The sequence below is a fragment of the Candidatus Binatia bacterium genome (genome assembly GCA_036504975.1).
GTDB lineage: Bacteria > Desulfobacterota > Binatia > UBA9968 > UBA9968 > JAJPJQ01.
Genome location: DASXUF010000141.1, coordinates 12,902 through 35,413, shown reverse-complemented (window position 1 = coordinate 35,413; position 22,512 = coordinate 12,902). Strand labels below are relative to the sequence as shown.

The 22,512-nt window shown below is 60.2% G+C and carries 22 protein-coding genes and 1 pseudogene; 22 read left to right on the top strand and 1 reads right to left on the bottom strand.

The features are described from left to right. The first annotated feature begins 45 nt into the window (after positions 1-45). The 14 genes from ybgF to VGL70_17985 all read left to right on the top strand — a co-directional run bounded on the left by ybgF (position 46) and on the right by VGL70_17985 (position 13,895). A complete protein-coding gene (gene ybgF / locus VGL70_18050) occupies positions 46-888 on the top strand; it encodes a tol-pal system protein YbgF (GenBank protein HEY3305428.1) in 843 nt (280 codons plus the stop codon). A 111-nt stretch (positions 889-999) separates the two neighbouring features. After that, positions 1,000-1,956 carry a bifunctional riboflavin kinase/FAD synthetase gene (locus tag VGL70_18045; protein ID HEY3305427.1) on the top strand — a complete coding sequence of 319 codons (957 nt, stop codon included), beginning with the start codon at positions 1,000-1,002 and terminating at the stop codon, positions 1,954-1,956. Between the two features lie 27 nt (positions 1,957-1,983). Then, a complete protein-coding gene (locus VGL70_18040) occupies positions 1,984-2,973 on the top strand; it encodes an RluA family pseudouridine synthase (GenBank protein ID HEY3305426.1) in 990 nt (329 codons plus the stop codon). A 365-nt stretch (positions 2,974-3,338) separates the two neighbouring features. Continuing rightward, on the top strand, positions 3,339-4,646 hold the full coding sequence (gene rho / locus VGL70_18035) for a transcription termination factor Rho (GenBank protein HEY3305425.1): 1,308 nt from the start codon (positions 3,339-3,341) through the stop codon (positions 4,644-4,646). A 216-nt stretch (positions 4,647-4,862) separates the two neighbouring features. Beyond that, a complete protein-coding gene (rpsB, locus tag VGL70_18030) occupies positions 4,863-5,651 on the top strand; it encodes a 30S ribosomal protein S2 (protein ID HEY3305424.1) in 789 nt (262 codons plus the stop codon). Positions 5,652-5,655: 4 nt separating this feature from the next. After that, entirely contained in the window at positions 5,656-6,258 is a 603-nt protein-coding gene (tsf, locus tag VGL70_18025; GenBank protein ID HEY3305423.1) for a translation elongation factor Ts, read from the top strand. A gap of 3 nt (positions 6,259-6,261) precedes the next feature. Next, on the top strand, positions 6,262-7,008 hold the full coding sequence (pyrH, locus tag VGL70_18020) for a UMP kinase (GenBank protein HEY3305422.1): 747 nt from the start codon (positions 6,262-6,264) through the stop codon (positions 7,006-7,008). Continuing rightward, positions 7,005-7,562 (top strand): ribosome recycling factor, encoded by a 558-nt coding sequence (gene frr, locus VGL70_18015; protein HEY3305421.1) that lies wholly within the window; start codon positions 7,005-7,007, stop codon positions 7,560-7,562. Before pyrH ends, frr begins: the two co-directional genes overlap by 4 nt. A gap of 127 nt (positions 7,563-7,689) precedes the next feature. Beyond that, complete coding sequence (locus tag VGL70_18010) at positions 7,690-8,457, top strand: isoprenyl transferase (GenBank protein ID HEY3305420.1); 768 nt, start codon at positions 7,690-7,692, stop codon at positions 8,455-8,457. Beyond that, the gene (locus tag VGL70_18005) at positions 8,454-9,251 is read left to right on the top strand and encodes a phosphatidate cytidylyltransferase (protein HEY3305419.1); all 798 of its coding nucleotides are present in this window, start codon (positions 8,454-8,456) and stop codon (positions 9,249-9,251) included. Before VGL70_18010 ends, VGL70_18005 begins: the two co-directional genes overlap by 4 nt. After that, positions 9,248-10,456 carry a 1-deoxy-D-xylulose-5-phosphate reductoisomerase gene (locus VGL70_18000; GenBank protein ID HEY3305418.1) on the top strand — a complete coding sequence of 403 codons (1,209 nt, stop codon included), beginning with the start codon at positions 9,248-9,250 and terminating at the stop codon, positions 10,454-10,456. The genes VGL70_18005 and VGL70_18000 overlap by 4 nt, the downstream gene beginning before the upstream one ends. A 21-nt stretch (positions 10,457-10,477) precedes the next feature. Then, positions 10,478-11,548 carry an RIP metalloprotease RseP gene (gene rseP, locus VGL70_17995; protein HEY3305417.1) on the top strand — a complete coding sequence of 357 codons (1,071 nt, stop codon included), beginning with the start codon at positions 10,478-10,480 and terminating at the stop codon, positions 11,546-11,548. 98 nt (positions 11,549-11,646) lie between these two features. Beyond that, complete coding sequence (tsaB, locus tag VGL70_17990; GenBank protein HEY3305416.1) at positions 11,647-12,378, top strand: tRNA (adenosine(37)-N6)-threonylcarbamoyltransferase complex dimerization subunit type 1 TsaB; 732 nt, start codon at positions 11,647-11,649, stop codon at positions 12,376-12,378. Further along, a complete protein-coding gene (locus VGL70_17985; protein ID HEY3305415.1) occupies positions 12,375-13,895 on the top strand; it encodes a trypsin-like peptidase domain-containing protein in 1,521 nt (506 codons plus the stop codon). Before tsaB ends, VGL70_17985 begins: the two co-directional genes overlap by 4 nt. Positions 13,896-13,971: 76 nt before the next feature. On the opposite strand, the gene acnA is transcribed toward VGL70_17985, so the two are convergent. Further along, positions 13,972-16,668, bottom strand: a complete 2,697-nt coding sequence (acnA, locus tag VGL70_17980; protein HEY3305414.1) for an aconitate hydratase AcnA — start codon at positions 16,666-16,668, stop codon at positions 13,972-13,974. Positions 16,669-16,848: 180 nt separating this feature from the next. Between acnA and VGL70_17975 the strand changes: the two genes are divergently transcribed. The 8 genes and pseudogenes from VGL70_17975 (at position 16,849) to VGL70_17940 (ending at position 22,503) form a co-directional block, all read left to right on the top strand. Next, the gene (locus VGL70_17975; GenBank protein HEY3305413.1) at positions 16,849-17,571 is read left to right on the top strand and encodes a hypothetical protein; all 723 of its coding nucleotides are present in this window, start codon (positions 16,849-16,851) and stop codon (positions 17,569-17,571) included. Between the two features lie 180 nt (positions 17,572-17,751). After that, positions 17,752-17,820: pseudogene (locus tag VGL70_17970) on the top strand (hypothetical protein). Positions 17,821-17,920: 100 nt separating this feature from the next. After that, entirely contained in the window at positions 17,921-18,685 is a 765-nt protein-coding gene (locus VGL70_17965) for an NAD(P)-binding domain-containing protein (GenBank protein ID HEY3305412.1), read from the top strand. A 108-nt stretch (positions 18,686-18,793) separates the two neighbouring features. Then, positions 18,794-19,444 (top strand): class I SAM-dependent methyltransferase, encoded by a 651-nt coding sequence (locus VGL70_17960; GenBank protein ID HEY3305411.1) that lies wholly within the window; start codon positions 18,794-18,796, stop codon positions 19,442-19,444. 134 nt (positions 19,445-19,578) lie between these two features. Further along, positions 19,579-20,412, top strand: coding sequence for an alpha/beta hydrolase (locus VGL70_17955; GenBank protein HEY3305410.1), 834 nt, complete (start codon positions 19,579-19,581; stop codon positions 20,410-20,412). Positions 20,413-20,464: 52 nt separating this feature from the next. Further along, positions 20,465-20,881 (top strand): hypothetical protein, encoded by a 417-nt coding sequence (locus VGL70_17950; protein HEY3305409.1) that lies wholly within the window; start codon positions 20,465-20,467, stop codon positions 20,879-20,881. 11 nt (positions 20,882-20,892) lie between these two features. Next, positions 20,893-21,477, top strand: a complete 585-nt coding sequence (locus VGL70_17945) for a TIGR00730 family Rossman fold protein (protein ID HEY3305408.1) — start codon at positions 20,893-20,895, stop codon at positions 21,475-21,477. A gap of 3 nt (positions 21,478-21,480) precedes the next feature. Then, positions 21,481-22,503 (top strand): TAXI family TRAP transporter solute-binding subunit, encoded by a 1,023-nt coding sequence (locus VGL70_17940; GenBank protein HEY3305407.1) that lies wholly within the window; start codon positions 21,481-21,483, stop codon positions 22,501-22,503. Positions 22,504-22,512: the final 9 nt, after the last annotated feature.

Genomic DNA, 22,512 nt, shown 5'->3' with positions numbered 1-22,512 from the left:
GCGTTGTCGATCGCCCGTCTATTTTCATATAGCTCCGTGTTTTCAATGAACCGTCCTTACATTGTTGTTTTTGCGCTGGCGGCCGCGGCGCTGCCCGCCTGCGTCACGCCGCAACAAGTGGACATCATCGAGCGTGAACAACGGACTCTCCGAAGTCAGACGACGACCAGCCGCGGCGATTTGGATTCTATTCGCGCAAGTCTTGCCGATACTTCCGCGAACGTCGACCAGATGCGCCGGGAGATCAACGCGCTCAAAGAAAAGATGGAAGAGGTTCGCTACCAGCTCGACCGGCAGATCGGCCGATCGACGAAGGAGGGGGACCAGAGAATCAAGGATCTGGAGGCGAAGGTCGGCAAGGTCGGCGAAGAGCTCAAAGCGCAGGCCGCTCTTCTGAAGCAGCGCGATGAAGAGATACGATCGCTCCGGGAAGGCATGCAGGGGAGGACGGCGGAGAGCGCGCCGCCCGGCGCCGTGACCGACCCGCGCGATAAAGCCGCCCCCGAGTCCGAAGCCGCCAAAAAAGATTACGACGATGCGTGGAGGCTCGTGGAGCGCAAAGAGTATCGAGCCGCGATTCCCCGGTTGAGAGAATTTCTCAAGAAGCATCCCAACAGCGCCCTCGCGGACAACGCGCAGTATTGGCTCGGCGAGTGCTATTATGGCCTGAAGGAGTACGACCAAGCGATCCTGGAGTTCGACGCGGTCAGGCGGAGATACCCCAAGGGCGATAAGGTGCCGGCGGCGCTGCTCAAGCAAGGATTCGCCTTCGCCGAGCTGGGCGACAAGGTGGACGCCCGTTTGATCCTACAGGAGCTGGTCGATCGCTTTCCCCAGTCTGAAGAGGCGGGGAGAGCGAAGCAGAGGCTGAAGACTTTAGGCTCGTAGTCTGTCGCCTTTTTTACCCCACGAATCCAATTTCATTTCGCTGCTCGGTCGTTTAAAATTGCGGAGCCGATGCGCGCACAACGTTGATCGTTGATCGGCTTGGCCCGACCCATGGAGATTCTCCGTCACCTCGAGAGCCGTGCTCTTGCGATTCCCCACCCGATTCTGTTGATGGGGAATTTCGACGGAATTCATTTGGGCCATCAGGCGCTGCTCGGCCGCGCGGTAAAAGACGCCAAAGAAGTGGGCGGGCGCTCCGTGGTTCTGACCTTCGAGCCCCATCCGCTGAAGGTTCTCGCGCCCGAGAAGGCGCCGCGGTTGATCCTGACGCACAAGGACAAGATGACCTTGCTCCAATCTTTCGGCGTGGACGTCGTGATCGTCCAGACTTTCGACGCGGCTTTCGCCGGCGTCGAGGCCGACGAGTTTGTCCGGGAGTATCTGGTGCGGCGGATCGGAGTCCGCAAGATGTGGGTCGGGAGAGATCTCAGGTTCGGCAAGGGGCGAAAAGGGCGGGTGGAAGATCTGGCGCATTGGGGGAAGGATATGGGCTTCGAAGTCGGCGTCATCGAGCCGATTCAGCTTGGCGGCCATCGCGTCAGCAGCAGCCGCGTCCGGACATTGATCGATAGCGGCGAAGTGCGCGAAGCGAGCAGGTATCTCGGCCGCTATCATTTTGTTTCCGGGCGCGTGGCGCGGGGCCACGGCCGCGGCCGTCAGATCGGCTATCCGACGGCCAACGTCGTTCCGCGCACCGAAGTGCTGCCGCTGGACGGAATTTACGCTTCGATCGTGCAAATCGGCGAGCAACGATGGCCTTCGGTGACCAGCGTGGGACTCAATCCGACTTTTGGCGCGGGGCCGCGCACGGTCGAAAGCTACATCTTCGACTTCGACGGCGATCTCTACGATCAAGCGGTCAAGCTTTTTTTCGTCGCCAGAATCCGGGAAGAGAAAAAGTTTTCCTCCGTGGAGCTTTTGGTCGAGCAGATCAAGCGGGACGTGTCGAGCGCTCAGGAAATATTGCGCGGCATTGATCTAAAGGGCGCCGTTCCGTCCGGATCATGACCCCATTCCGCAATGCGAGATCAAGACATGTCGAGGCGCGAGACCGTTATCGACGCGGCGCATGCGGGGATGCGTCTCGATCTTTTCCTGGCGCGCGCTTTTTCCGCGGACGGATGGAGCCGCTCGGCGATTCAAAAGATGATCGCCGACGGAGGGGTCACGCTGAATGGGCGCAAGGCGAAGCCGGGCTCTCGTCTCAAGCTCGGCGATCGGATCGAGGTTCAGCCGCTTCCGCCGAAAGACGCCGCGCCTGCGCCTGAGCCGCTGCCGCTTGAGATTCTTTATGAGGACGCGGATTGCATCGTGCTCAACAAGGCGCCGGGCATGGTGGTTCACCCCGCCGCGGGGTGGAAAAGCGGAACGTTGGTCAACGCCCTCCTCCATCACTGTCCGAACCTGCCGGGCATCGGCGGGGAGCGCCGTCCGGGAATCGTCCATCGTCTGGATAAGGACACCTCAGGCGTCATGGTCGTGGCTAAAAATGGCAAAGCTTTTCGAGACTTGGCGGCGCAGTTCAAGGACCGGCGCGTCGGCAAGGAATATCTCGCCCTGGTATGGGGCCGTATGGCCAAAGCCAAGGGCGCGATCGATCGCTCCATCGGCCGGCATCGGAGCGATCGCAAGCGCATGTCGAGCGTTCGCGCGGGCTCCCGCGCGAGAGCAGCGCTGACGGAATGGCGCGTAGAAGAGTTTTTCCCGGTGCGATCGTCCGGGGGCCGCTTCTCCGCCGTGACGCTGCTGCGTTTGAAGCCCCGCAGCGGGCGAACCCATCAGCTGCGCGTCCATCTCGCGGATGAAGGCCATCCGGTGGTGGGCGACCTAGTTTACGGCCCGCGGCCTGGAAAAATTGAAAATGATCCGGCGCTGCGCGATTTTCCACGCCAGGCGCTGCACGCTGAGCGGCTTGAGTTCTCTCATCCTAGGAATGGCGCGTTGATGAGCTTTTGCGCGCCGCTGCCGGCGGACATGGGCGGTCTTGTACGCCGGCTTAAAGAGGCGTCGATGGCGGGAACATAAAATAAAAGGTTTGACGCGAGGGGTTGACAAGCAGCCAAGGTTTTTTTATTATGAGTACAGACTTGATGATCCGGCTTGACGTTACTCTTTGAATCAATCCCCCATTTAAGGTAATCGAATCCCGACCCAAAGCTTGACTTGGATCCCGAACGAAATATTCACGTTTGTGCCACACTCCGGTTTCGTCCGATGACTGCGCGTTGTCGAAACCGAAGGGTGGCATAGCATGCCGGTCTGAGCCGTGGCGCTTTGAAGCAGGCCGTGGCGATTCGTTCAGCTTGAAATTAGATCCCAGAATTTGAGCTCAGCAATCGCAATCAGCAGCGGCGAGTCATTCACGATGGAGTGAAAGGAGAGGCATATCTATGGTCCGTGGGAGTCCCCGAGCCGAGCGATCCGAGCCCGAGGCCGTTGAAGACGGCAAGCTCAATCTGAAGGCTCTAAAAGAAAAGAAAATCGGCGATCTAGCGTTGATCGGCAAGAACTTCAACATCGAAGGCGCCGCCAACATGCGGAAGCAGGAGCTGATCTTCGCCATCTTACAGGCGCAGACCGAGCAGAACGGCTTCATCTACGGCGAAGGCGTGTTGGAGACGCTGCCCGACGGCTTCGGCTTCTTGAGAGCGCCGGACTACAATTATCTGCCCGGCCCCGACGATATCTACGTCTCTCCCAGCCAGATTCGCCGCTTCAACCTCCGCACCGGCGACGTCATCTCCGGCCAGATCCGGCCGCCGAAAGAGGGCGAGCGCTATTTCGCCTTGCTCAAAGTCGAAGCGATCAACTATGAGGACCCCGAAAAAGCCAGAGACAAAATCCTCTTCGATAACCTGACCCCGCTCTATCCCAACGAGCGGCTGAAGCTCGAATACGCTCACGACGACTATACGACGCGCATCGTCGATCTGATGACGCCGATCGGCAAAGGACAAAGGGGGCTGATCGTCGCCGCACCGCGCACCGGAAAGACGATGATGCTGCAGCACATCGCCAAAGCCATCTCGCAAAACAACAAGGAGATCGTCCTCATCGTCCTGCTGATCGACGAAAGGCCCGAGGAAGTCACCGACATGCAGCGCTCGGTCGACGGCGAGGTCGTGAGCTCCACGTTCGACGAGCCGGCGACGCGCCACGTTCAAGTCGCCGAGATGGTGATCGAGAAGGCCAAGCGGCTGGTGGAGCACGGCAAGGACGTCGTCATCCTGCTCGACAGCATCACGCGGCTGGCGCGCGCCTACAACACCGTGGTGCCGCCGAGCGGCAAGATTCTCTCCGGCGGCGTCGATTCCAACGCGCTCCACAAGCCGAAGAAATTTTTCGGCGCCGCGCGCAACATCGAAGACGGCGGCAGTCTCACGATCATCGCGACGGCGCTGATCGACACCGGCAGCCGCATGGACGAGGTCATCTTCGAAGAGTTCAAGGGAACCGGCAACATGGAAATCCACCTCGACCGGCGCCTGATGGACAAGCGGGTCTTCCCGGCGATCGACATCAACAAGTCGGGCACGCGGAAAGAGGAGCTTTTGATCCCGAAAGAAGATCTCAACCGGATCTGGATTCTCCGCAAAGTGCTTTCGCAGTTGAACGCGGTCGAGTCCATGGAATTTCTCCTGGACAAAATTCGCGGCACCAAGAACAATAAAGAGTTCCTCGATTCGATGAACACGTAACCCTCCGGCTGCTTGCACAGTCCCGGGATTCCTGTTAAAAACCGAGAGTTACGCAGTCTTACGGTAGACTTGCGTCCGAACGGTCCTGCGGGCCGTCCGGGAATTGGCAACAAAGATTTTTCCCAACATTTCACACCCTTTCCGATCTACGCCCGGGTGCCTTACGGTCGGGCGCGGAGATGACGAGAGGGGAGGAGACAACCAAAGGATGGTGCTATGACCGAAATTTCCATGAAGCAGCTTTTAGAGGCGGGAGTCCACTTTGGCCACCAGACGAGCCGGTGGAACCCCAAGATGAAGACGTACATTTTCGGCGCGCGCAACGGCATCCACATTATCGACTTGCAGCAGACGGTCACGATGTTCAAAGGCGTGGCGGCGTTCGTGCGCGACGTCGCGACATCCGGCGGCCACATTCTTTTCGTCGGCACGAAAAAACAAGCCCAGGACTCGATCAAAGAAGAGGCGGAGCGGTGCGGCATGTTCCACGTCCACAACCGCTGGCTCGGCGGCACGCTCACCAACTTCTCGACCATTCGCCAGAGCATCGAGCGGCTGCGCAAGCTCGAAGAGATGGAAAACGATCCCAAGATGGCCGACGCCTTCACCAAGAAAGAATGGCTCGGCCTCAGGCGGGAGAGAGAGAAGCTCGAGCAGTCGCTCGGCGGCATCAAGGGGATGAAAAAACTTCCCGACGCCATCTTCGTCATCGATCCCAAGCAGGAGGAGATCGCCGTGCGCGAGGCGCGGAAGCTCGGAATTCCCGTCGTGGCGGTGGTCGATACCAACTGCGATCCCGACATGGTCGATTATAAAGTTCCGGGCAACGACGACGCGATCCGGGCCATCCGGCTCTTTTGCGCCGCGATCGCCGACGCGGTTCTCGAAGGCAAGGGGCTCCACGAGCAGGCGCTCACGCGGCCGGCGGGCGACCAGCCGGCGCCTGAAGCCGCGGCTGCCGGCGACGGCGAAGTCCAGGAAAACACCGCGGCCGGGGGAGCATGATTTCATGGAGGTGAGCGCGAATACGGTTAAAGAGCTGCGCGAGAAGACCGGTGCCGGCATGATGGACTGCAAAAAGGCGCTGGCCGACTGCGCCGGCGACCTGGAAAAGGCGGTCGATTATCTGCGCCGCAAGGGTCTCGCGTCGGCGGCCAAAAAAATGAGCCGTGTGGCATCCGAAGGGTTGGTCGGGGCCTACATCCATGCGGGAGGAAAGATCGGCGTGATGGTCGAGCTCAACTGCGAGACCGATTTCGTCGCCCGCACGCCGGAGTTTCAGGCGCTGCTCAAGGATATCGCCATGCAGGTGGCGGCGGCGAGCCCGCGTTACGTCAAGCGCGAGGAGGTTTCGGCGGAGGAATTGGAGCGCGAGCGCGAGATCCATCGGCGCCAGGCGCTCGACTCCGGCAAGCCGGAAAAGATCGTGGAGAAGATCGTCGAAGGAAAGATGGACCGCTTTTATTCCGAGGTCTGCCTTTTGGAGCAGGCGTTCATCAAGGACCCCGACCGCAAGGTCGGCGACCTGCTGCAAGACGCGGTGGCGCGCATGGGAGAGAACATCCAGGTGAGGCGCTTCATGCGCTATCAGGTGGGCGAAAGCGTCGCGTAGCTCATGGCCAAGCCGGCGCGAAAAGACAACGTGCTCAAGTACAAGCGGGTGATCCTGAAGGTCACCGGCGAAATTTTCGGCGGCGAGGAAAAATACGGCATCGACAGTAATACCGTCCGGTCGTTCGCGGAAGAAATCAAGGAGGTCAAGGCGCTCGGCTGCGAGATGGCGCTGGTCATCGGCGGCGGCAACATCTTTCGCGGCGCGCAGTTGAGCGAAGGCGGCATGGAGCGCGCCACGGCCGACTACATGGGGATGCTGGCGACCGTGATCAACAGCCTGGCGCTGCAAGACGCGCTGGAAAAGCTCGGCGTCTCGACCCGCGTCATGTCGGCGATCGAGATGCGCCAGGTGGCCGAGCCCTACATCCGCCGCCGCGCGACGCGCCATCTGGAAAAAGGGCGCGTGGTGATCTTCGCCGGCGGCACCGGCAATCCTTATTTCACCACCGACACGACGGCGAGTCTCCGCGCGATGGAGATCGGCGCGGAGGTGATCCTCAAGGCCACGAAAGTCCCCGGCGTCTACGACGCCGATCCCAAGAAGCACGAGGGCGCCAAGATGTACGGCCGGCTCTCCTACATCGAGGTGCTCAACAAAGAGCTGAAGGTCATGGATTCCACGGCCATCTCGCTCTGCATGGACAACCATCTTCCCATCGTCGTCTTCAATCTCATGGAGAAGGGCAACATCAAGCGCGTGGTTTGCGGCGAGGAGATCGGCACGCTCGTCTGCGCGGAGAAGTCATGAACGAGTCTTTTTTTTCCGAGCTGCAGAAAGAGATGGAGAAGTGCGTCGTCGCGTTCCGCAAGGAGCTCTCCAAGGTGCGCACGGGCCGGGCCTCCACCGCTCTGCTCGAAGGCATCACCGTCGACTACTACGGTGCGCCGACGCCGCTCAATCAGTTGGCGACCTTGAGCGCCCCGGAGCCGCGCCTGCTGGTGATTCAGCCGTACGACCCCTCGGCCATGGCGAATATCGAAAAAGCGATCATGAAATCCGATCTGGGCCTGACGCCGAGCAACGACGGCAAGGTGATCCGCATTCCCATCCCCGCGCTGACCGAGGAGCGGCGCCACGATCTCGTCAAGCACGTCAAAAAAATCGCCGAGGAATTTCGCGTCTCGGTGCGCAATCACCGGCGGCTGGCCATCGAGAAACTGAAAGAAACGGAAAAAAAGAAGGAGATCACCGCGGACGATCTCAAGCACGGCCAGGAGCGGGTCGAGAAGATCAGCAAGGAATTCATTGAAAAAGTGGACAAAGTTCTGAAGACCAAAGAAGAAGAGATCATGGAGGTCTAAGACTTCCCACAACCCCGCCGCCCTTGCGTCGTGATCGTGGTCGACCCTTCGATGAAACTCAGGGTTCTGGGCAAGTCGAAGGTCAAGCTCGCCACGATCGCGACGAGAGTCACGATCACGAGCCCGCGTGACGCATCCAACGAAAATAAGTTTAGACGGTTTAGACAAGAGTCGGCTGCCCCGCCACGTCGCCGTCATCATGGACGGCAACGGGCGCTGGGCCAAGCTGAGAGGCAAGGGCCGCACCGAAGGCCACCGCCGCGGAACCGCCTCGGTCCGCGCGGTGGTGGAGATGAGCCGCAAGCTCGGCATCCCGTATATCTCGCTGTACGCCTTCTCGACCGAAAATTGGTTTCGTCCCGAGGACGAGGTGGACGCGCTGATGGGCATGCTCGAGCATTATCTGACGGCGGAGCAGCCGAAGATGATGCGCCACGGCATCCGGCTCCTCGCCATCGGCGAGCGAAGCCGGCTGCCGCCGAGCGTGCGCGCTACACTGAAGCACGTCGAGCGCATCACGCGCGCGAATCAGGGGATGACGGTCCTGTTGGCGCTGAGCTACAGCGGCCGCGACGATATCGTCGGCATGGTCCGGCGCATCGCGGAGGCCGTGAAAAAAGGCAAGTGCGACGTGCGCGACATCGACGCCGAGATGGTCGCGCGCGAGATGGCGACGAAGAAAATCCCCGATCCCGATCTCCTGATCCGCACCAGCGGCGAGATGCGCATCAGCAATTTTTTTCTCTGGCAGATCGCCTACACCGAGCTTTACATCACGCCCACGCTGTGGCCGGACTTTCGCGAGGCCGAATACCTCCAGGCGCTGACTGAATTTCAACGGCGGCGCCGGAGGTTCGGCCGCACGGACGAACAAATCGCCGGGCCGCAATCGTGAGATCGAAGCTCGTTCCTAGAATCGTCACCGCCTTGCTCGGTATTCCGGCGCTCGTGTGGCTCGTCGGCCGGGGCGGCTTGCGGATTTTCTCGGCGCTCGTTTTTCTCGTTACTCTCGTCTGTCTTTGGGAATATTACCGGATCGCGTTTCCCGCCCGGCCGCGCGAACAGGCCGGCGGAATTCTCGCGGGCTTCTTGGTCGGCGTCGGCGTTCTCTCCGGGTGGCCTTCCGCCGGGCTCGCGGGTGTGACCGTACTGCTTTTCTGCAGTCATCTATTTTTCGGCGGCAGGCTGGAGGAGAGATTCAACCGCCTCTGCTGGACGATCCTCGGAACCGTTTATATCGGCTACTTGGTTCCGCACGCGGCGCTTCTTTACCGGCTGCCGGACGGGCCGCAATGGATTTTTTTCGTCCTGCTCGCGGTCATGGCCGGGGACACGGCGGCTTACCTTGTCGGCACTACAATGGGAAGAAGAAAACTCTATCCGGAGGTGAGCCCGGGAAAGACCGTCGAAGGCGCGATCGGCTCGACCGCCGCGAGCCTCATCGTCGGCGTGTTTACCGGCCCCTTCCTCCTGCCGTTGCAGCCGTGGCCGGAGCTGTTGGGAATTTCTATTGTCTTGAGCTTCTTGGGGCAGATCGGCGACCTGTTCGAGTCGTGGATCAAGCGCGTCTTCGGCGTCAAAGACTCGAGCGCGCTTATTCCCGGGCACGGAGGGTTGCTCGACCGCATGGATAGTCTTATATTCCCTCTGGTGTTCGCCGCCTACTACGTGAGGGTTTTTCATCCATGAAGTCGATCGTCATCTTGGGCTCGACCGGCTCGGTCGGCGTGAGCACGCTCGATCTGGTGCGGAGTTTTCCGGAAAAATTTAGCGTCCGCGCGCTCGTGGCCGGGCGCAATCTCAAGCTCCTCGCCGCGCAAATCAAGGAATTCTCGCCCGAGTCGGTCAGCGTCCGCGAGGAGGAAGGAGTCGACGAGCTGAGGAGGATGATCGGGCGCTCGAAGACCGAAATCCTCTGGGGCGAGAGCGGCGCGGCCGCGCTGGCCGCCGCGGATAGAGCGGACGTCGTGGTCGCCGCGATCGTCGGCGGCGCGGGCCTGGTGCCGACCCTGGCGGCGGTGCGGGCGGGAAAAGAGGTGGCGCTGGCGAACAAGGAAGCGCTCGTGATGGCGGGCGAGATCTTCGTCCGCGAAGCGAAGCAGCGCGGCGTCCGGCTTCTTCCCGTGGACAGCGAGCACAACGCGATTTTTCAATGTCTCCAGGGAAACCGCCGGGAGGATGTGGACCAGATCATCCTGACCGCGTCCGGCGGGCCTTTTCTCCGCTCCTCGCTGAAAAGTCTCGACCGCGTGACGGTGGAGCAGGCGCTCAAGCATCCAAACTGGAAGATGGGGCCCAAGATCACCGTCGATTCGGCGACCATGATGAATAAAGGGCTGGAAGTCGTCGAGGCGCGTTGGCTCTTCGACATGCAGCCGCCGCGCGTGGACGTGGTCATCCATCCAGAGAGCGTCGTCCACTCCATGGTCCGCTATCAGGACGGCTCGATCATCGCGCAACTGGGGATTCCCGACATGCGCATCCCGATCGCCTACGCGCTTTCCTATCCGCTGCGCCTGAAGGCGAGCTGGCGGGCGCTGGACCTGACCGAGCTCGGCGCGCTGACGTTTCTCCCGGTCGAGAAAAAAAGATTCCCGGCGCTCCAACTGGCTTACGAGGCGCTCGCCGCGGGCGGCACGATGCCCGCCGTGCTCAACGCCGCCAATGAAGTGGCCGTCGCGGCTTTTCTGGGAAAGCGCATCGGCTTCCGCGAGATCCATCGGATCATCGCCAAGACGATGGCGGCGCACTCGACCGTCCATCCCGACGACGTCCGCGAGATTCTCGAGGTCGATCGCTGGGCGCGCGAACGGGCGGCGCGGCTGGTTGATCGCAAGCCCGCCACCCGGTATGGTGAAGTCAGCGGGCCTTTCCCATCCCGGAGCATTACGTAGGTCTGAACAGGAGAGTATAGAATGCTGAACGTTGTCTATGCGGTAGTCTCGGCCTTGATCGGGCTCGGCATCCTTATCGTGATCCATGAGCTGGGCCATTTCCTCGTCGCCAAAAAGAGCGGCGTCGGCGTGCTTACCTTTTCGATCGGCTTCGGCCCGAAGCTCTTCAAGAAGAAGATAGGCGAGACCGAGTACGCGGTCAGCGCCTTTCCTTTCGGCGGTTACGTGAAGATGGTGGGAGAAGATCCGGAGGAGCAAGTGAGCTCGGTGGACGTGCACAAGTCCTTTTCCCACCAGCCGCTCGGCAAGCGCATCGCCATCGTGGCGGCGGGGCCGGTCTTTAATCTCTTGCTCGCAGTCGTCATTTTTCTCTGGACCTTTCTTACTTACGGCGTGCCGGTCTCCACTTCGAAGGTCGCGGCCGTCGAGCCCGATTCGCCGGCGGCCACGGCGGGGATCGAAAAAGGAGACCGCATCGTCGCAGTCGACGGCCAGCCGATCGAAAAGTGGGAGGATCTTTCGCGGCGCATCAAGGAAAGCCGGGGGAGGCCGCTGGCCGTTCGAGTCGTGCGGGAGAACCGCGAGATCGAGACCACGGTCGAACCGGCGAAGCGAGACACGAAAAACGTTTTCGGCGAGACCCAGGAGACCTGGATCATCGGCATCGCCAGCGAGCCCGTGATCGAGCGCGGCAATCCGGTGTTGGCCGTAGGACAGGCTTTTTACAAGACGGGAGAGTACTCGGTCGTGACGCTCGTCGCGCTCTACAAAATGATCGCGGGGGATCTCTCGCCCAAAAATCTCGGCGGGCCACTGCTCATCGCGCAGATGGCCGGACAGCAGGCGCGCGAAGGACTGGCGAACTTTTTCTTCTTTGTAGCGGTGCTGAGCATCAACCTCGGCGTCTTGAACCTGTTGCCCATCCCCGTGCTCGACGGCGGCCACCTGCTGTTCTTTCTTTTGGAAGGGATCCTCGGCCGTCCGATCGGGCTCAAGCAGCGCGAGCGGGCGCAACAGGTCGGCATCCTGATATTGCTCATGGTCATGGCCTACGCGTTCTACAACGACATCGCCAGATTCTTCGAAGGATAATCAGGCGTGAGGCGTGAGGCAACAGGCGAGAGTCCAAAGACTCCTGAAATTCTTAATCCGAAAACTCACGCCTTCCGCCTATCGCCTCTCGCCTTTCTATGATCATTCTCGGCATCGACACGGCGACGGCGGCGGCGAGCGCCGCCATCGTCGAAGACGCGAGGCTCGTCGTAGAAGAAACCGGCGCCGACTTCCGAGCATCGGGCAACGGCGCGGCGCCTCATCGCGGCAATCACGCGGAGACTCTTCTTCCGTTGATCGACAAGCTCCTGGACACGGCAGGACTTCGGCTGACGGACGTTTCCGCATTTGCGGTGGCGATCGGTCCGGGCTCGTTCACGGGACTCCGCATCGGGCTCAGCACGGTCAAGGGATTGGCGTACGGATCCGAAGCGCCGGTCGTCGGCATTCCCACGCTTGCGGCCGTCGCCGCGCGCGTGAACGACGGCGACGGTTTCATCTGTCCTTTTCTCGACGCGCGCAAGAAAGAGGTCTATGCCGCGCTGTTTTGCAGGAGCGGCGGGAGGCTGGAGCGCGTGAGCGAGGATATCGCCGCGGCGCCGGAAAAAGTGGTCGAGTCGGTCCGCCGGCTTACGGACGGCGAGCCGTGTGTATTTATCGGCGACGCGGCCCGCACGTACGCGGAGGTAGTCAAGGAGAGTTTGGGAGAGAAGGGACGGCTGACGCTGGGCGAAAACTATCCGTCCGTCGCTTCTGCCGTGGCCTTTCTTGCCGAGGAAAAAATTCTCCGGCGGGAGTGCGATCCCGTGGGGCCGCTCGTGCCGCTCTATCTGCGTCCGTCGGAGGCGGAGCTGAAAAGGAAGCCATGAAAAAGTTTCACCATGGTCAAAGGATTTTGCTCGGTCTCGCTTTAATCTTTTTGGCGTTGACGGCGTCCTACGCCCACGGCCAGGACGACGTGAGAGATCTGGTGGTAAAAATCCACACGACGCGCCGCGACCCCGACCTCACCCGGCCCTGGACGAAGCAAAATCCCGCGAACGTGAGCGGATCGGGGATCGTGATCCAGGGGAAACGCATCCTCACCAACGCCCACGTCGTCCAGAACGCGAGCCAGATTTACATCCAGCCGAACCAATCGGCGGAGAAACTGGCGGCGCGCGTCGTCACCATAGCGGAACCCGTAGACCTCGCCGTTCTCACCGTCGAAGACGAATCGTTTTTCGACAAGCGGGCGTTTCTGCCCTTTGCCGACGATCTCCCCAGGGTCAAGGACGCCGTCAGCGTCTACGGATTTCCCACCGGCGGCACCGAGCTGTCGGTGACCGAGGGCATCGTCTCGCGCATCGAGTTCACCAATTACTACCAGTTCACCATGGGGCTCAGGATTCAAGTGGACGCGGCGCTGAATCCGGGCAACAGCGGCGGGCCCGTGGTCTCGCGCGGCAAGCTCGTCGGCGTGGTCTTCAGCAACATTCCCAACGCGCAGAACATCGGCTACGTGATACCGATCGAGGAGGTTCGCCTGTTTCTCGACGATCTGGCCGACGGGGCTTACGATGGCAAGCCGCAATTGCACGATTTTTTTCAGACGGTGGAAAACAGCGCGCTGCGATCGCGGCTCGGTTTGCCCAAGGGAACGGGGGGACTGATGCTCACCCAACCTTACGGCAACGACGCCGGCTACCCGCTGAAGGAATGGGACGTGATTACGGCCGTTGGCGGCCAGCCGATCGACAGCGACGGAAAAGTCTCGGTGCGCTACGATCTCCGTCTCTCGGCGCTCTACCTCGTGCAGAGGCACGCGAAAGACGGCGCGCTCGATCTTACGGTGCAGCGCAACGGCCAACCGCGGCGTATCCGCGTGCCCGTGCTGCGTAAACGCGACCTGGTCATGCCGTATCTGGCAAACAAGAGCCCGCGTTATTTTATTTACGGGCCGCTGGTGTTTTGCGCCGCCTCTCAGGAGTACATCGAAAAGCTCGGCAACCAGTGGGAGCTTTACCACGCGCGCCAGGGGAATCCGCTGATGATCCGGCGTTACGACAAGCCTGTCTTTGCGGGAGAGGAGATCGTGATCGTTTGCTCGCCGATGTTCCCGCACCCGATCACCAAGGGTTACGACGATGCCAACGGCTTTGTCCTTCAAGAAGTGGACGGCGTTCCGGTTAAGAACCTGAAGCACCTGGTGGAGATCCTGCGCGACGGCAAGAGCGCGCAGGTGGCTTTCAAGTTCGCGAAGATGGCCAACCGAATGCAAGAGAATATGGTTTTCGACCGCCGCACGGTCGTCGCGGCGACGGAGGATATCCTGAAGGACTTCGGAATACGCTACCAGTACTCCGAGGATCTACGCCCCGTGTGGGAGATAGCGCACAAACAATAAATAGTTCTGAGTGCTGAGTCAAGAAAATGTTCTTCCTCTCGTACTCAGCGCTCAGCGCTCAAACCAGCACTAAGCGCTATCTCTCCGTCAGCAATTGCCTTAATACGTACTCCAGAATCCCGCCGTGGCGGTAGTAGTCGCGCTCGGCGGGCGTGTCGATGCGGCAGATGACTTTGAACTCTTTGACCTTGCCGTCGTCGCTCTTCGCTTTTACCGTCAGCTCCTGCCTTAATTTCAGCCCGGCGGAAATTCCCGCCACGTCGTAAGTCTCGAAGCCGGTGAGGCCGAGCGACTTCGCGTTCTCTCCCGGCTTGAACTGCAGCGGCACGATACCCATGCCGATCAGATTGCTGCGGTAGATCCGTTCGAAACTTTCTGCGATGGACGCCTTGACGCCGAGGAGCCGCGGCCCTTTCGCCGCCCAGTCGCGCGACGAGCCGGTGCCGTATTCCTTGCCCGCGATGACGACCAGCGGCACGCCTTCTCTTTGATACTGCATCGCCGCGTCGTAGATCGACATCTGCTTTTTGTCCGGCAGGTGGACGGTCCAGCCGCCTTCGGTGCCGGGCGCGAGCTGGTTCTTCAAGCGTACGTTGGCAAAAGTGCCGCGCATCATGACTTCGTGATTGCCGCGCCGCGCGCCGTACTGGTTGAAGTCTTTCGGTTGGACGCCGTGCTCGATGAGATACGTGGCCGCCGGCCCGTTCTTTTCGATCGAGCCCGCGGGGGAGATGTGATCGGTGGTGACCGAGTCGCCGAGCACGGCAAGGACGCGCGCGCCAGCGATGTCTCTCGGCGCGCTAGGCGTCTTCGGCATCCCTGCGAAATACGGCGCCTCGCGCACATAGGTCGAATTCGGGTCCCACGCGAACAGCTCGCCCTCGGGCGTCGGCATTTTTTTCCAGCGCTCGTCGCCTTCAAAAACTTCGCCGTATTCTTTTTTGAACATGTCGGACCTGACCGACTTGCCGATCTCTTCGCGGATCTCTTCCGGCGTCGGCCAGATGTCCTTTAAATAAACCGGCGCCCCTTTGGTATCGGTCCCCAGCGGCTCGCTGTAAAGGTCCATGTCCATGCGGCCGGCCAATGCATAAGCTACGACGAGTGGCGGAGAGGCGAGATAGTTGGCGCGCACTTGCGGATGGATTCTGCCCTCGAAGTTGCGGTTGCCGGAGAGCACCGCGACGGCGACGAGATCGCCTTCCTGAATCCCGGCGGCGATGGGCTCGGACAGCGGGCCGCTGTTGCCGATGCAGGTCGTGCAGCCGTAGCCGACGAGGTAGAAGCCGAGCTTTTCGAGCTGCGGCAAGAGTCCGCTCTCTTTCAGATAATCCGTCACTACTTTAGAGCCGGGCGCCAGGCTGGTTTTGACCCACGGCTTGGTCTTGAGACCCTTCTCGTTGGCTTTCTTCGCGAGCAGGCCGGCGGCCATCAACACGGAGGGGTTCGACGTGTTGGTGCAGCTCGTGATCGCAGAGATCACGACCGTGCCGTGTCCGAGAGTGGCGCTGCCGCCGTTCAGCTTCACGGAGACGGTTTTTCCCGCGTCGCCGCTTTTCAGCAACTGAGGCAACGCCTCTTTGAACGCGCTCTTGGACTTTGTCAGCGGCACGCGGTCCTGCGGCCGCCGCGGGCCGGCAAGACTCGGCTCGACGCTGGCGAGATCCAACTCCAACGTATCGGTGAAAACCGGATCGGGCGACGCGTCGGTGCGGAACATTCCCTGCTCTTTATTGTAGGCTTCCACCAGCTTGATCAACTCAGGATCTCTGCCGGTGAGCTCCAGATACTTGAGAGTTTCGCTATCGACCGGGAAAAAGCCGATCGTCGCGCCGTACTCCGGCGCCATGTTGCCGATGGTCGCGCGGTCGGCGATAGTGAGGCTGGACAGCCCGGCGCCGTAAAACTCGACGAACTTTTCCACCACGCCTTTTTTCCTGAGCATTTCCGTGACCGTGAGGACGAGGTCGGTCGCCGTCGCGCCTTCGCGGAGCTTGCCGTGAAGCTTGAAGCCGATCACGTCGGGAATCAGCATGATCAGCGGCTGGCCGAGCACCGCGGCTTCCGCCTCGATGCCGCCGACGCCCCAGCCGACGACGCCGAGACCGTTGATCATCGGCGTGTGCGAGTCCATGCCGACGACGGTGTCGGGATAAGCGAGCGTCACGCCGTTTTCTTTGCCGCGAAAAACCACCTGGCCCAAGTATTCGAGATTGACCTGATGGCAGATGCCGGTGTCGGGCGGAACGACGCGAAAATTGCTGAAGGCCTTCGCGCCCCAGCGGAGGAAGGCGTAGCGCTCGACGTTGCGCTCGTATTCGATCTTCGAGTTCAAATGAAACGCGTCCGGCGAGCCGAAGCTGTCCACCTGGACCGAGTGGTCGATGACGAGATCGACCGGCGCGAGCGGGTTGATCTTCTTAGGGTCGCCGCCCATCCGCTTCATCGCTTCGCGCATCGCCGCGAGATCGACCACCGACGGCACGCCGGTCAGGTCCTGGGTCAGCACGCGCGCGGGCATGAAGGCGATCTCTTTTTCTTTCTTCGCTTTCGGATTCCAGCCCGCCAGCGTCTCCACGTCCGCCTTCGTCACCAATCGGTTATCCTCATGCCGCAAAAGATTCTCCAAAAGCACTTTTAGCGACACCGGAAGCTGCGAAGCCGTCTTGAATCCCGCCTTCTCCAGCCTATCCAAACGGAAAATCTTGTACGAGCGGTTGCCGACCTTCAACTCCGCCGCCGTATTGTAACTATCCAGGGACTTCTGTGCCATCGAGATCTCCTTAAATGTTGAGGGATACTCTTACAACTATCTCAACATCCGGCGGTTTTCAAAGCCGGGTAAAAGAGCGCGGCTCATTTATCGGTGTGAAAACGAAATATGCTTTTCATGCTTGACAGTCCCGAGCCAAATGGGCCATATTGCCTTCGCTTTCCGAGGAGGTGAATAAAGGTGAAGATTGCATTTGGGATCTTGGCGGCAGTTCTCCTCAACTCCGGCTGCGGTGGAGGCCCGCCCACCATTGTCTCGATGTATTCTTGGGAAGGGATTGCTCGGGAAAAGAACGTTCAGCGGATACCGCTGCGGGTGATAGTCGCCAAGCTCGACGATCTGCGTCCGGAAGAGGAGAAAATCGGCGAAGGAAAAGGAAAAGGCTTCGTCGCGACTCGGGACAAGTTCTTCAAGGATTTTCATGGAGAACTTAACGAAGCGGTGGTGAAGCACATCCGTGAGGTCGGGCTCTTCCTTGATGTCCAACCGGCTTCATACGTCTCATCTGAAGTGAACGAGGCCCGCCTGCGCGAGCTCGGGCAAAAGGCGGACGCGGTTCTAGTGGGAAACATCAGTCATTTTTACGGCATCGTCTATCGAGATTTAGCTGGACAAGAGCGGATGATGAATGCCGGTATTATGGGTGGGCCGTTTGGAGTGATGATCATGGCGGGGATCGAGTCGAGCGTGACCAAGGAAGTGGAGGGCCATGTGGCTTTGACAGAGGTGAAACTTCTAGATCTGAAATCCGGCGAAGCGCTCTGGCAGGGCAGTGTTGAGTCGCAGTTCAGGCGCGAACAAAAGGGCCTGCCGGGTTCGAGCGAATTGGCCGTTGAAGCCTTGAAGGGGGCAATAACGAAGCTCGTATCACAATTACGAGACACCAAAACAAAGGCAGATTAAAAGCTTGGTCGTTCAATCCAGGTCAATAAGAAGAAGGTGCGTGCCTATGGACGATCAAACATCCATTGTACCGACTGCGCGTATTGAGCGGTCGATTCTGTTGATTCGAGGACAAAAGCTGATGCTGAATGCAGATTGGGCAAAGCTATCCGAGTTTCCACCAAGGCCTTGAATCAAGCGGTGAAGCGGAACAAAGATCGGTTTCCCGGAGATTTTATGTTCCGGTTTACTCCGGAGGAAAGAATCGAGGTGGTCACAATCTGTGACCACCTCCAGAGACTTAAGTTCTCACCGGCTTTACCGTATGCGATTCTCGACTTTCGCTGCGGCCGTTCAGGAGGAATCGATTATGAACCTAAAGACTGTAGCGCTGCTGCATCCGGGCAATATGGGCGTCACCGTCGGCGCGGCCGCCGCCACGAGCGGCGTCCGCGTCGTCTGGGCATCGCACGAACGCAGCGAGTCAACCCGGGACCGCGCTCGCCGGGCCGGACTGATCGACGTGCAGCATCTTACCAACGCGGTCCGGACGAGCGACGTGATTCTTTCCGTGTGCCCGCCGCACGCGGCCCTGGAGCTTGCCCGCAGCGTGGCGGCGCACAAGTTCAGCGGCATTTATGTTGACGCCAACGCGGTTTCCCGAGCCACGGCCGAGCAAATTGGCGCGACAGTGGCGAAAGCGGGAGCGAGCTTCGTGGATGGCGGCATCATCGGATCGCCGGTCAAGCGGGCGGGGACGACTCGTCTCTATCTCTCGGGAACCCGCGCCGCGGAAGTGGCGCGGCTCTTTTCCACGAGCATGCTCGACGCGAGGACGATCGGCGAGAAGCCCGGCGCCGCTTCCGCTCTAAAGATGGCTTACGCCGCCTGGAGCAAGTGCAGCGATGCGCTTGTCATCGCGGTCCGCGCGCTCGCCGCGATCGAGGACGTGGACGAAGCTCTTGTCGAAGAATGGGCGCTCTCCCAGCCCGACGCCGATCAGCGGAGCATCCGGGCCGCCGCGGTGGCCGTGCCCAAGGCGTGGCGGTATGTGGGAGATGAGGGAGATCGCGGCAACCTTCGAGGCCGCCGGACTGCCGTCGGGCTTTCACCTTGCGGCCGCCGAGATCAATGAGCGACTCGCGCCGTTCAAAGATCGCACCGAGCCGCCTCCCACGCTCGCGGCCGTGGTCGACGCGCTCCGCGCGTCGGCCGAGAAGAATCGCTAGTTCTCAATTTAGCCGTGCACCAACGATCAGCCTCGAAGAAACTGCATCGACGGGACCTTGAAAAAATCGCCAACACGACGCTGGAATACTACGATCAGCACGCAGAAGACTTTTGGCAGGGCACGAAGGACCATGATGTCAGCCAGAATATTGATGCGTTGCTGAAGTACATCGAGGGCGATCCGCCGTTCACGATTCTCGACTTCGGCTGTGGGCCGGGGCGGGATTTGAAGACTTTCTCAACACTCGGACACGTCGCCGTCGGTCTGGAAGGCTCGGCGCGGTTGGCGGAGATGGCGCGCGCGTGCTCTGGCTGCGAGGTGTGGGAGCAGGATTTTCTGAAGCTCGATCTGCCGGCGAATCGTTTCGACGGCGTCTTCGCGAACGCCGCGCTGTTCCATGTGCCGAGTCAGGAATTGCCGCGCGTTCTGCGCGATTTGCATGCGACGCTGAAGTCGGGCGGCGTATTGTTCAGCTCGAATCCTCATGGTGAGAATGAAGAAAGATGGCAGGGCCAAAGATATGGCGCGTATCACGATCTCGAAACTTGGCGGCGCTTTGTGACGAATGCCGGCTTTGTCGAGCTGACTCACTATTATCGCCCGCCCGGCCTGCCGCGCGAACAGCAGCCGTGGCTCGCCAGCGTGTGGCGGAAGTCGTATTAACTTCTAGTCCTTTCTGATTCCAAGCGACAGACGGCTCTTCGGCTTGATTTGCGCGCAATTTCCGAGGACATTATTAATTACATACGCCGCGAGACGGAGGCAAATCCAACGACGAGGGTGTAGCCAGTGATGACATGCCCAAAACGACCGCACAAGTAAAAGCCGTCCTGGAGACGGACAGGTTCCTCATTCCCTACAGGATATTTGAAAACGACGCGCCGCATGTCGTTTGCGTTAACGGTGTGCAGCAGTCCATGGCCATGTGGCAAACGTTCATCGCGCGGTTCTCCCACCGTTATCGAATCGTGCTTTTCGATTTTCCCAATCAGGGAAGGGCGAAAATTCTTTCCGGCGCGGAAGAGATATCGCTGAACGAGCAGATCGGGATACTCGACGCCGTGCTCGATGAAACGGCCACCTGCGCCGAAGCCACGCTCTGCGCCGCTTCTTGGGGCGGCGTCGTCGCGGCGGCTTTCGCCGCGGCCCATCCGCTCAGGATAAAAAGAATGGTGCTGGCGAGCCTCGGAACCAAACCGAGCAGAAAGCTGGTCGACACCATCGAACAGGGCGCCACCGTGGACATGAAAAATCCCGAAAAAGTGGCCGAGGTCCTGATCCAAAGCTTTGGTGAAGACCTCCCTTCGTCGATCAAGCAGAAAATCGCGAGCCAATTTCGCACGATGACGGAAGAGCGCGTGCGCGCGTTCTACGAGCATGGCTTGTTCGTTATCTCATCAAAGAGCTTGAGCGAGGTGGTCGATTTGAAAAGCATCCGGGCGAAGACGGTGCTTTTAAACGGCGAGAAGGACGCGATCATCGACCTCGACGACGTTAAATTGCTCGCCTCGCAAATTCCCGATTGCGAGATGGTCGTCGTCAAAGGGGTCGGGCATTTTCTCCATTTGGAAGACGCGGGCGTTTTGGACATCTACGAAACGATTCTTGCCTCCGGCGCGGCCTGCCCTTAAGGGCCGCGCCGAGAGCAGAATCTTCGGATACGGCGGCCGGAGGTCGCCAGCGATGACGGCGGAAACAAGAGAGAAGTTATTCAAGTACGGTCTGGCCGCGGGTTTGGTCTTGATCGCAATCCTGCTGTTCGCCTATGCCCGGGAATTCATCGCGCCTCTCACCGCGGAGAAAATCGTTGCGGCCGAGCGGGAGAAGGCGGCATTGCCGATGGATATCAATCCGTCCATAAGATGGGAATCGATCGAAGCGGGTCCGCAGCGCGTAATCTACACCTATACGGTTCGCGGATCTCCTCGGGATCGCGAGGCTCTCGAGAATGCCTTGCGGCAACAGATCACCAAGTTCGTGTGCGCGGAGCAACTATACCGGGAGGCGGTGAAGAACAAGATCGCTTTCGAATTCATTTACAAATTCGCGGACGAGACTCATCCGGCATTGTCTCTTTCTCCGGGCGAGTGCGGCGGCTAGACGAGGCGGGCTTGAAAGGAAGAATCTGTGTCTTCACGGGGTCGAGGGCCGGCGCAGGTTCCGAATATGCGGACGCTGCGCGGCGGCTCGGCCGCTTGCTGGTCGAGCGCGGCTACGGGCTTGTGTATGGCGGCGGCAACGTCGGGCTCATGTCCGAGATCGCGGACGCGGTGTTGGCGCAGCGCGGTCAAGTCATCGGCGTGATTCCCGAATTGTTGGTCGATAAAGAGCTCGCGCACCGCGGGCTTACCGAGCTAAGGATCGTGAAATCCATGCACGAGCGCAAAGCCGTGATGGCGGAGCTGTCCGACGGCTTTATGGGCCTGCCGGGCGGCATCGGCACGATGGAGGAATTTTTCGAAGTTCTGAGCTGGGCTCAGCTCGACCTTCACGACAAGCCGTGCGGTCTCTTAAACGTCTCCGGATACTATCATCATCTCGTCCGCTTTTTAGATCGCGCGGTCGAGGAGGGTTTTCTCAAGCCGCAGCATCGGTCCATGCTCATTGTGGAAGAAGAGCCGGATAAGTTGCTCGATCGCTTCGAAGCATTCATCACCGCCAGCGCGACGAAGCGATTCGACCGGAAGAGGACATAAGACATGGACAAGAAACGATACAACGCGGGAATCCAGCGGGCCAAGGGGCTTTTGGAAATGGCCTCCGCTCTCTACGACGGCGCGCTCTCTTTCGAAACCACGCGAGCGGCGGAGGGCGTTCTGCAGACCCGTTCCCGGCTCGGCCGCACGCTGAAACTTTTCCTTGCCGCCAGAGCGAACGACGAAAAAGACAGCGTCTCGTTGTCGTTCGCCACCGGCGGCTTTCGCGAGCTTATGGCGCTGGCCGAAGGGAAATTCTCGCTCGTATGGCTCAACCCATCGTCGATGCTGACCTTGGCGTACCGCGGTAAAGGTCCGTTCCGTAAGCGGCTTCCCCTGAGAACGATCGCGGTCTTCCCCTCTTATGACGTCGTGGCCTTTGCCGTCCATGAGTCCACCGGGATCACCTCTCTCGATCAAATTAAAAAGCAACGGTATCCGCTGCGCCTTTCCACCGCACGGATAACCCAAGACGCTCTGTTGAGAAATGCCACGATGTTCACGGTGACCGCCGTCATGCGCGCTGCTGGCTTTACGCTGGCGGATATTCGCAAATGGGGCGGAAAGATTCAGCCGGTGCCCGGACCCAGCAATCCGGCGCGGCGGGAGGCGATCGAGAGCGGGGCCGTGAACGCGATCTTCGACGAGGGAATCAAGAGCTGGGGGCAGACGGCCCTGGCGCACGGCTTCCAGTACCTGCCGGTTGAGGGAAAAATTCTCAAGCGCATGGTAGCGCTCGGCTACCGACCGGCCGTCATGTCCAAATCCCGTTTTCCCGGCTTGTCCGAAGATGTTCAGACGCTCGATTTCAGCGGCTGGCCGATGGCCGTGCGTGCCGACATGCCGGACGACGAGGCGTACGCACTCTGCGAGGCGATCGAGAGAAGAAAAGACCTCATTCCCACCGATAATTTCAAGCCGCTCGACATCGCGCAGCTTTGCGCCAATGACGAAGAAGCGCCTAACGACGTCCCGCTCCATCCGGGCGCGGAGCGCTTTTACCGCGAGCGAGGCTATCTCAAATAACGAAACGAG

Bases quoted from the DNA above. Each gene is read 5' to 3' on its own strand.
- acnA (HEY3305414.1), bottom strand. From the start codon at position 16,668: ATGGCACAGAAGTCCCTGGATAGTTACAATACGGCGGCGGAGTTGAAG.
- pyrH (HEY3305422.1), top strand. From the start codon at position 6,262: ATGGCCAAGCCGGCGCGAAAAGACAACGTGCTCAAGTACAAGCGGGTG.
- rho (HEY3305425.1), top strand. From the start codon at position 3,339: ATGGTCCGTGGGAGTCCCCGAGCCGAGCGATCCGAGCCCGAGGCCGTT.
- tsf (HEY3305423.1), top strand. From the start codon at position 5,656: ATGGAGGTGAGCGCGAATACGGTTAAAGAGCTGCGCGAGAAGACCGGT.
- VGL70_17965 (HEY3305412.1), top strand. From the start codon at position 17,921: ATGAACCTAAAGACTGTAGCGCTGCTGCATCCGGGCAATATGGGCGTC.
- ybgF (HEY3305428.1), top strand. From the start codon at position 46: ATGAACCGTCCTTACATTGTTGTTTTTGCGCTGGCGGCCGCGGCGCTG.
- VGL70_18045 (HEY3305427.1), top strand. From the start codon at position 1,000: ATGGAGATTCTCCGTCACCTCGAGAGCCGTGCTCTTGCGATTCCCCAC.
- VGL70_18000 (HEY3305418.1), top strand. From the start codon at position 9,248: ATGAAGTCGATCGTCATCTTGGGCTCGACCGGCTCGGTCGGCGTGAGC.
- rseP (HEY3305417.1), top strand. From the start codon at position 10,478: ATGCTGAACGTTGTCTATGCGGTAGTCTCGGCCTTGATCGGGCTCGGC.
- tsaB (HEY3305416.1), top strand. From the start codon at position 11,647: ATGATCATTCTCGGCATCGACACGGCGACGGCGGCGGCGAGCGCCGCC.
- VGL70_17950 (HEY3305409.1), top strand. From the start codon at position 20,465: ATGACGGCGGAAACAAGAGAGAAGTTATTCAAGTACGGTCTGGCCGCG.
- frr (HEY3305421.1), top strand. From the start codon at position 7,005: ATGAACGAGTCTTTTTTTTCCGAGCTGCAGAAAGAGATGGAGAAGTGC.
- rpsB (HEY3305424.1), top strand. From the start codon at position 4,863: ATGACCGAAATTTCCATGAAGCAGCTTTTAGAGGCGGGAGTCCACTTT.
- VGL70_17940 (HEY3305407.1), top strand. From the start codon at position 21,481: ATGGACAAGAAACGATACAACGCGGGAATCCAGCGGGCCAAGGGGCTT.
- VGL70_17955 (HEY3305410.1), top strand. From the start codon at position 19,579: ATGCCCAAAACGACCGCACAAGTAAAAGCCGTCCTGGAGACGGACAGG.
- VGL70_18040 (HEY3305426.1), top strand. From the start codon at position 1,984: ATGTCGAGGCGCGAGACCGTTATCGACGCGGCGCATGCGGGGATGCGT.
- VGL70_17985 (HEY3305415.1), top strand. From the start codon at position 12,375: ATGAAAAAGTTTCACCATGGTCAAAGGATTTTGCTCGGTCTCGCTTTA.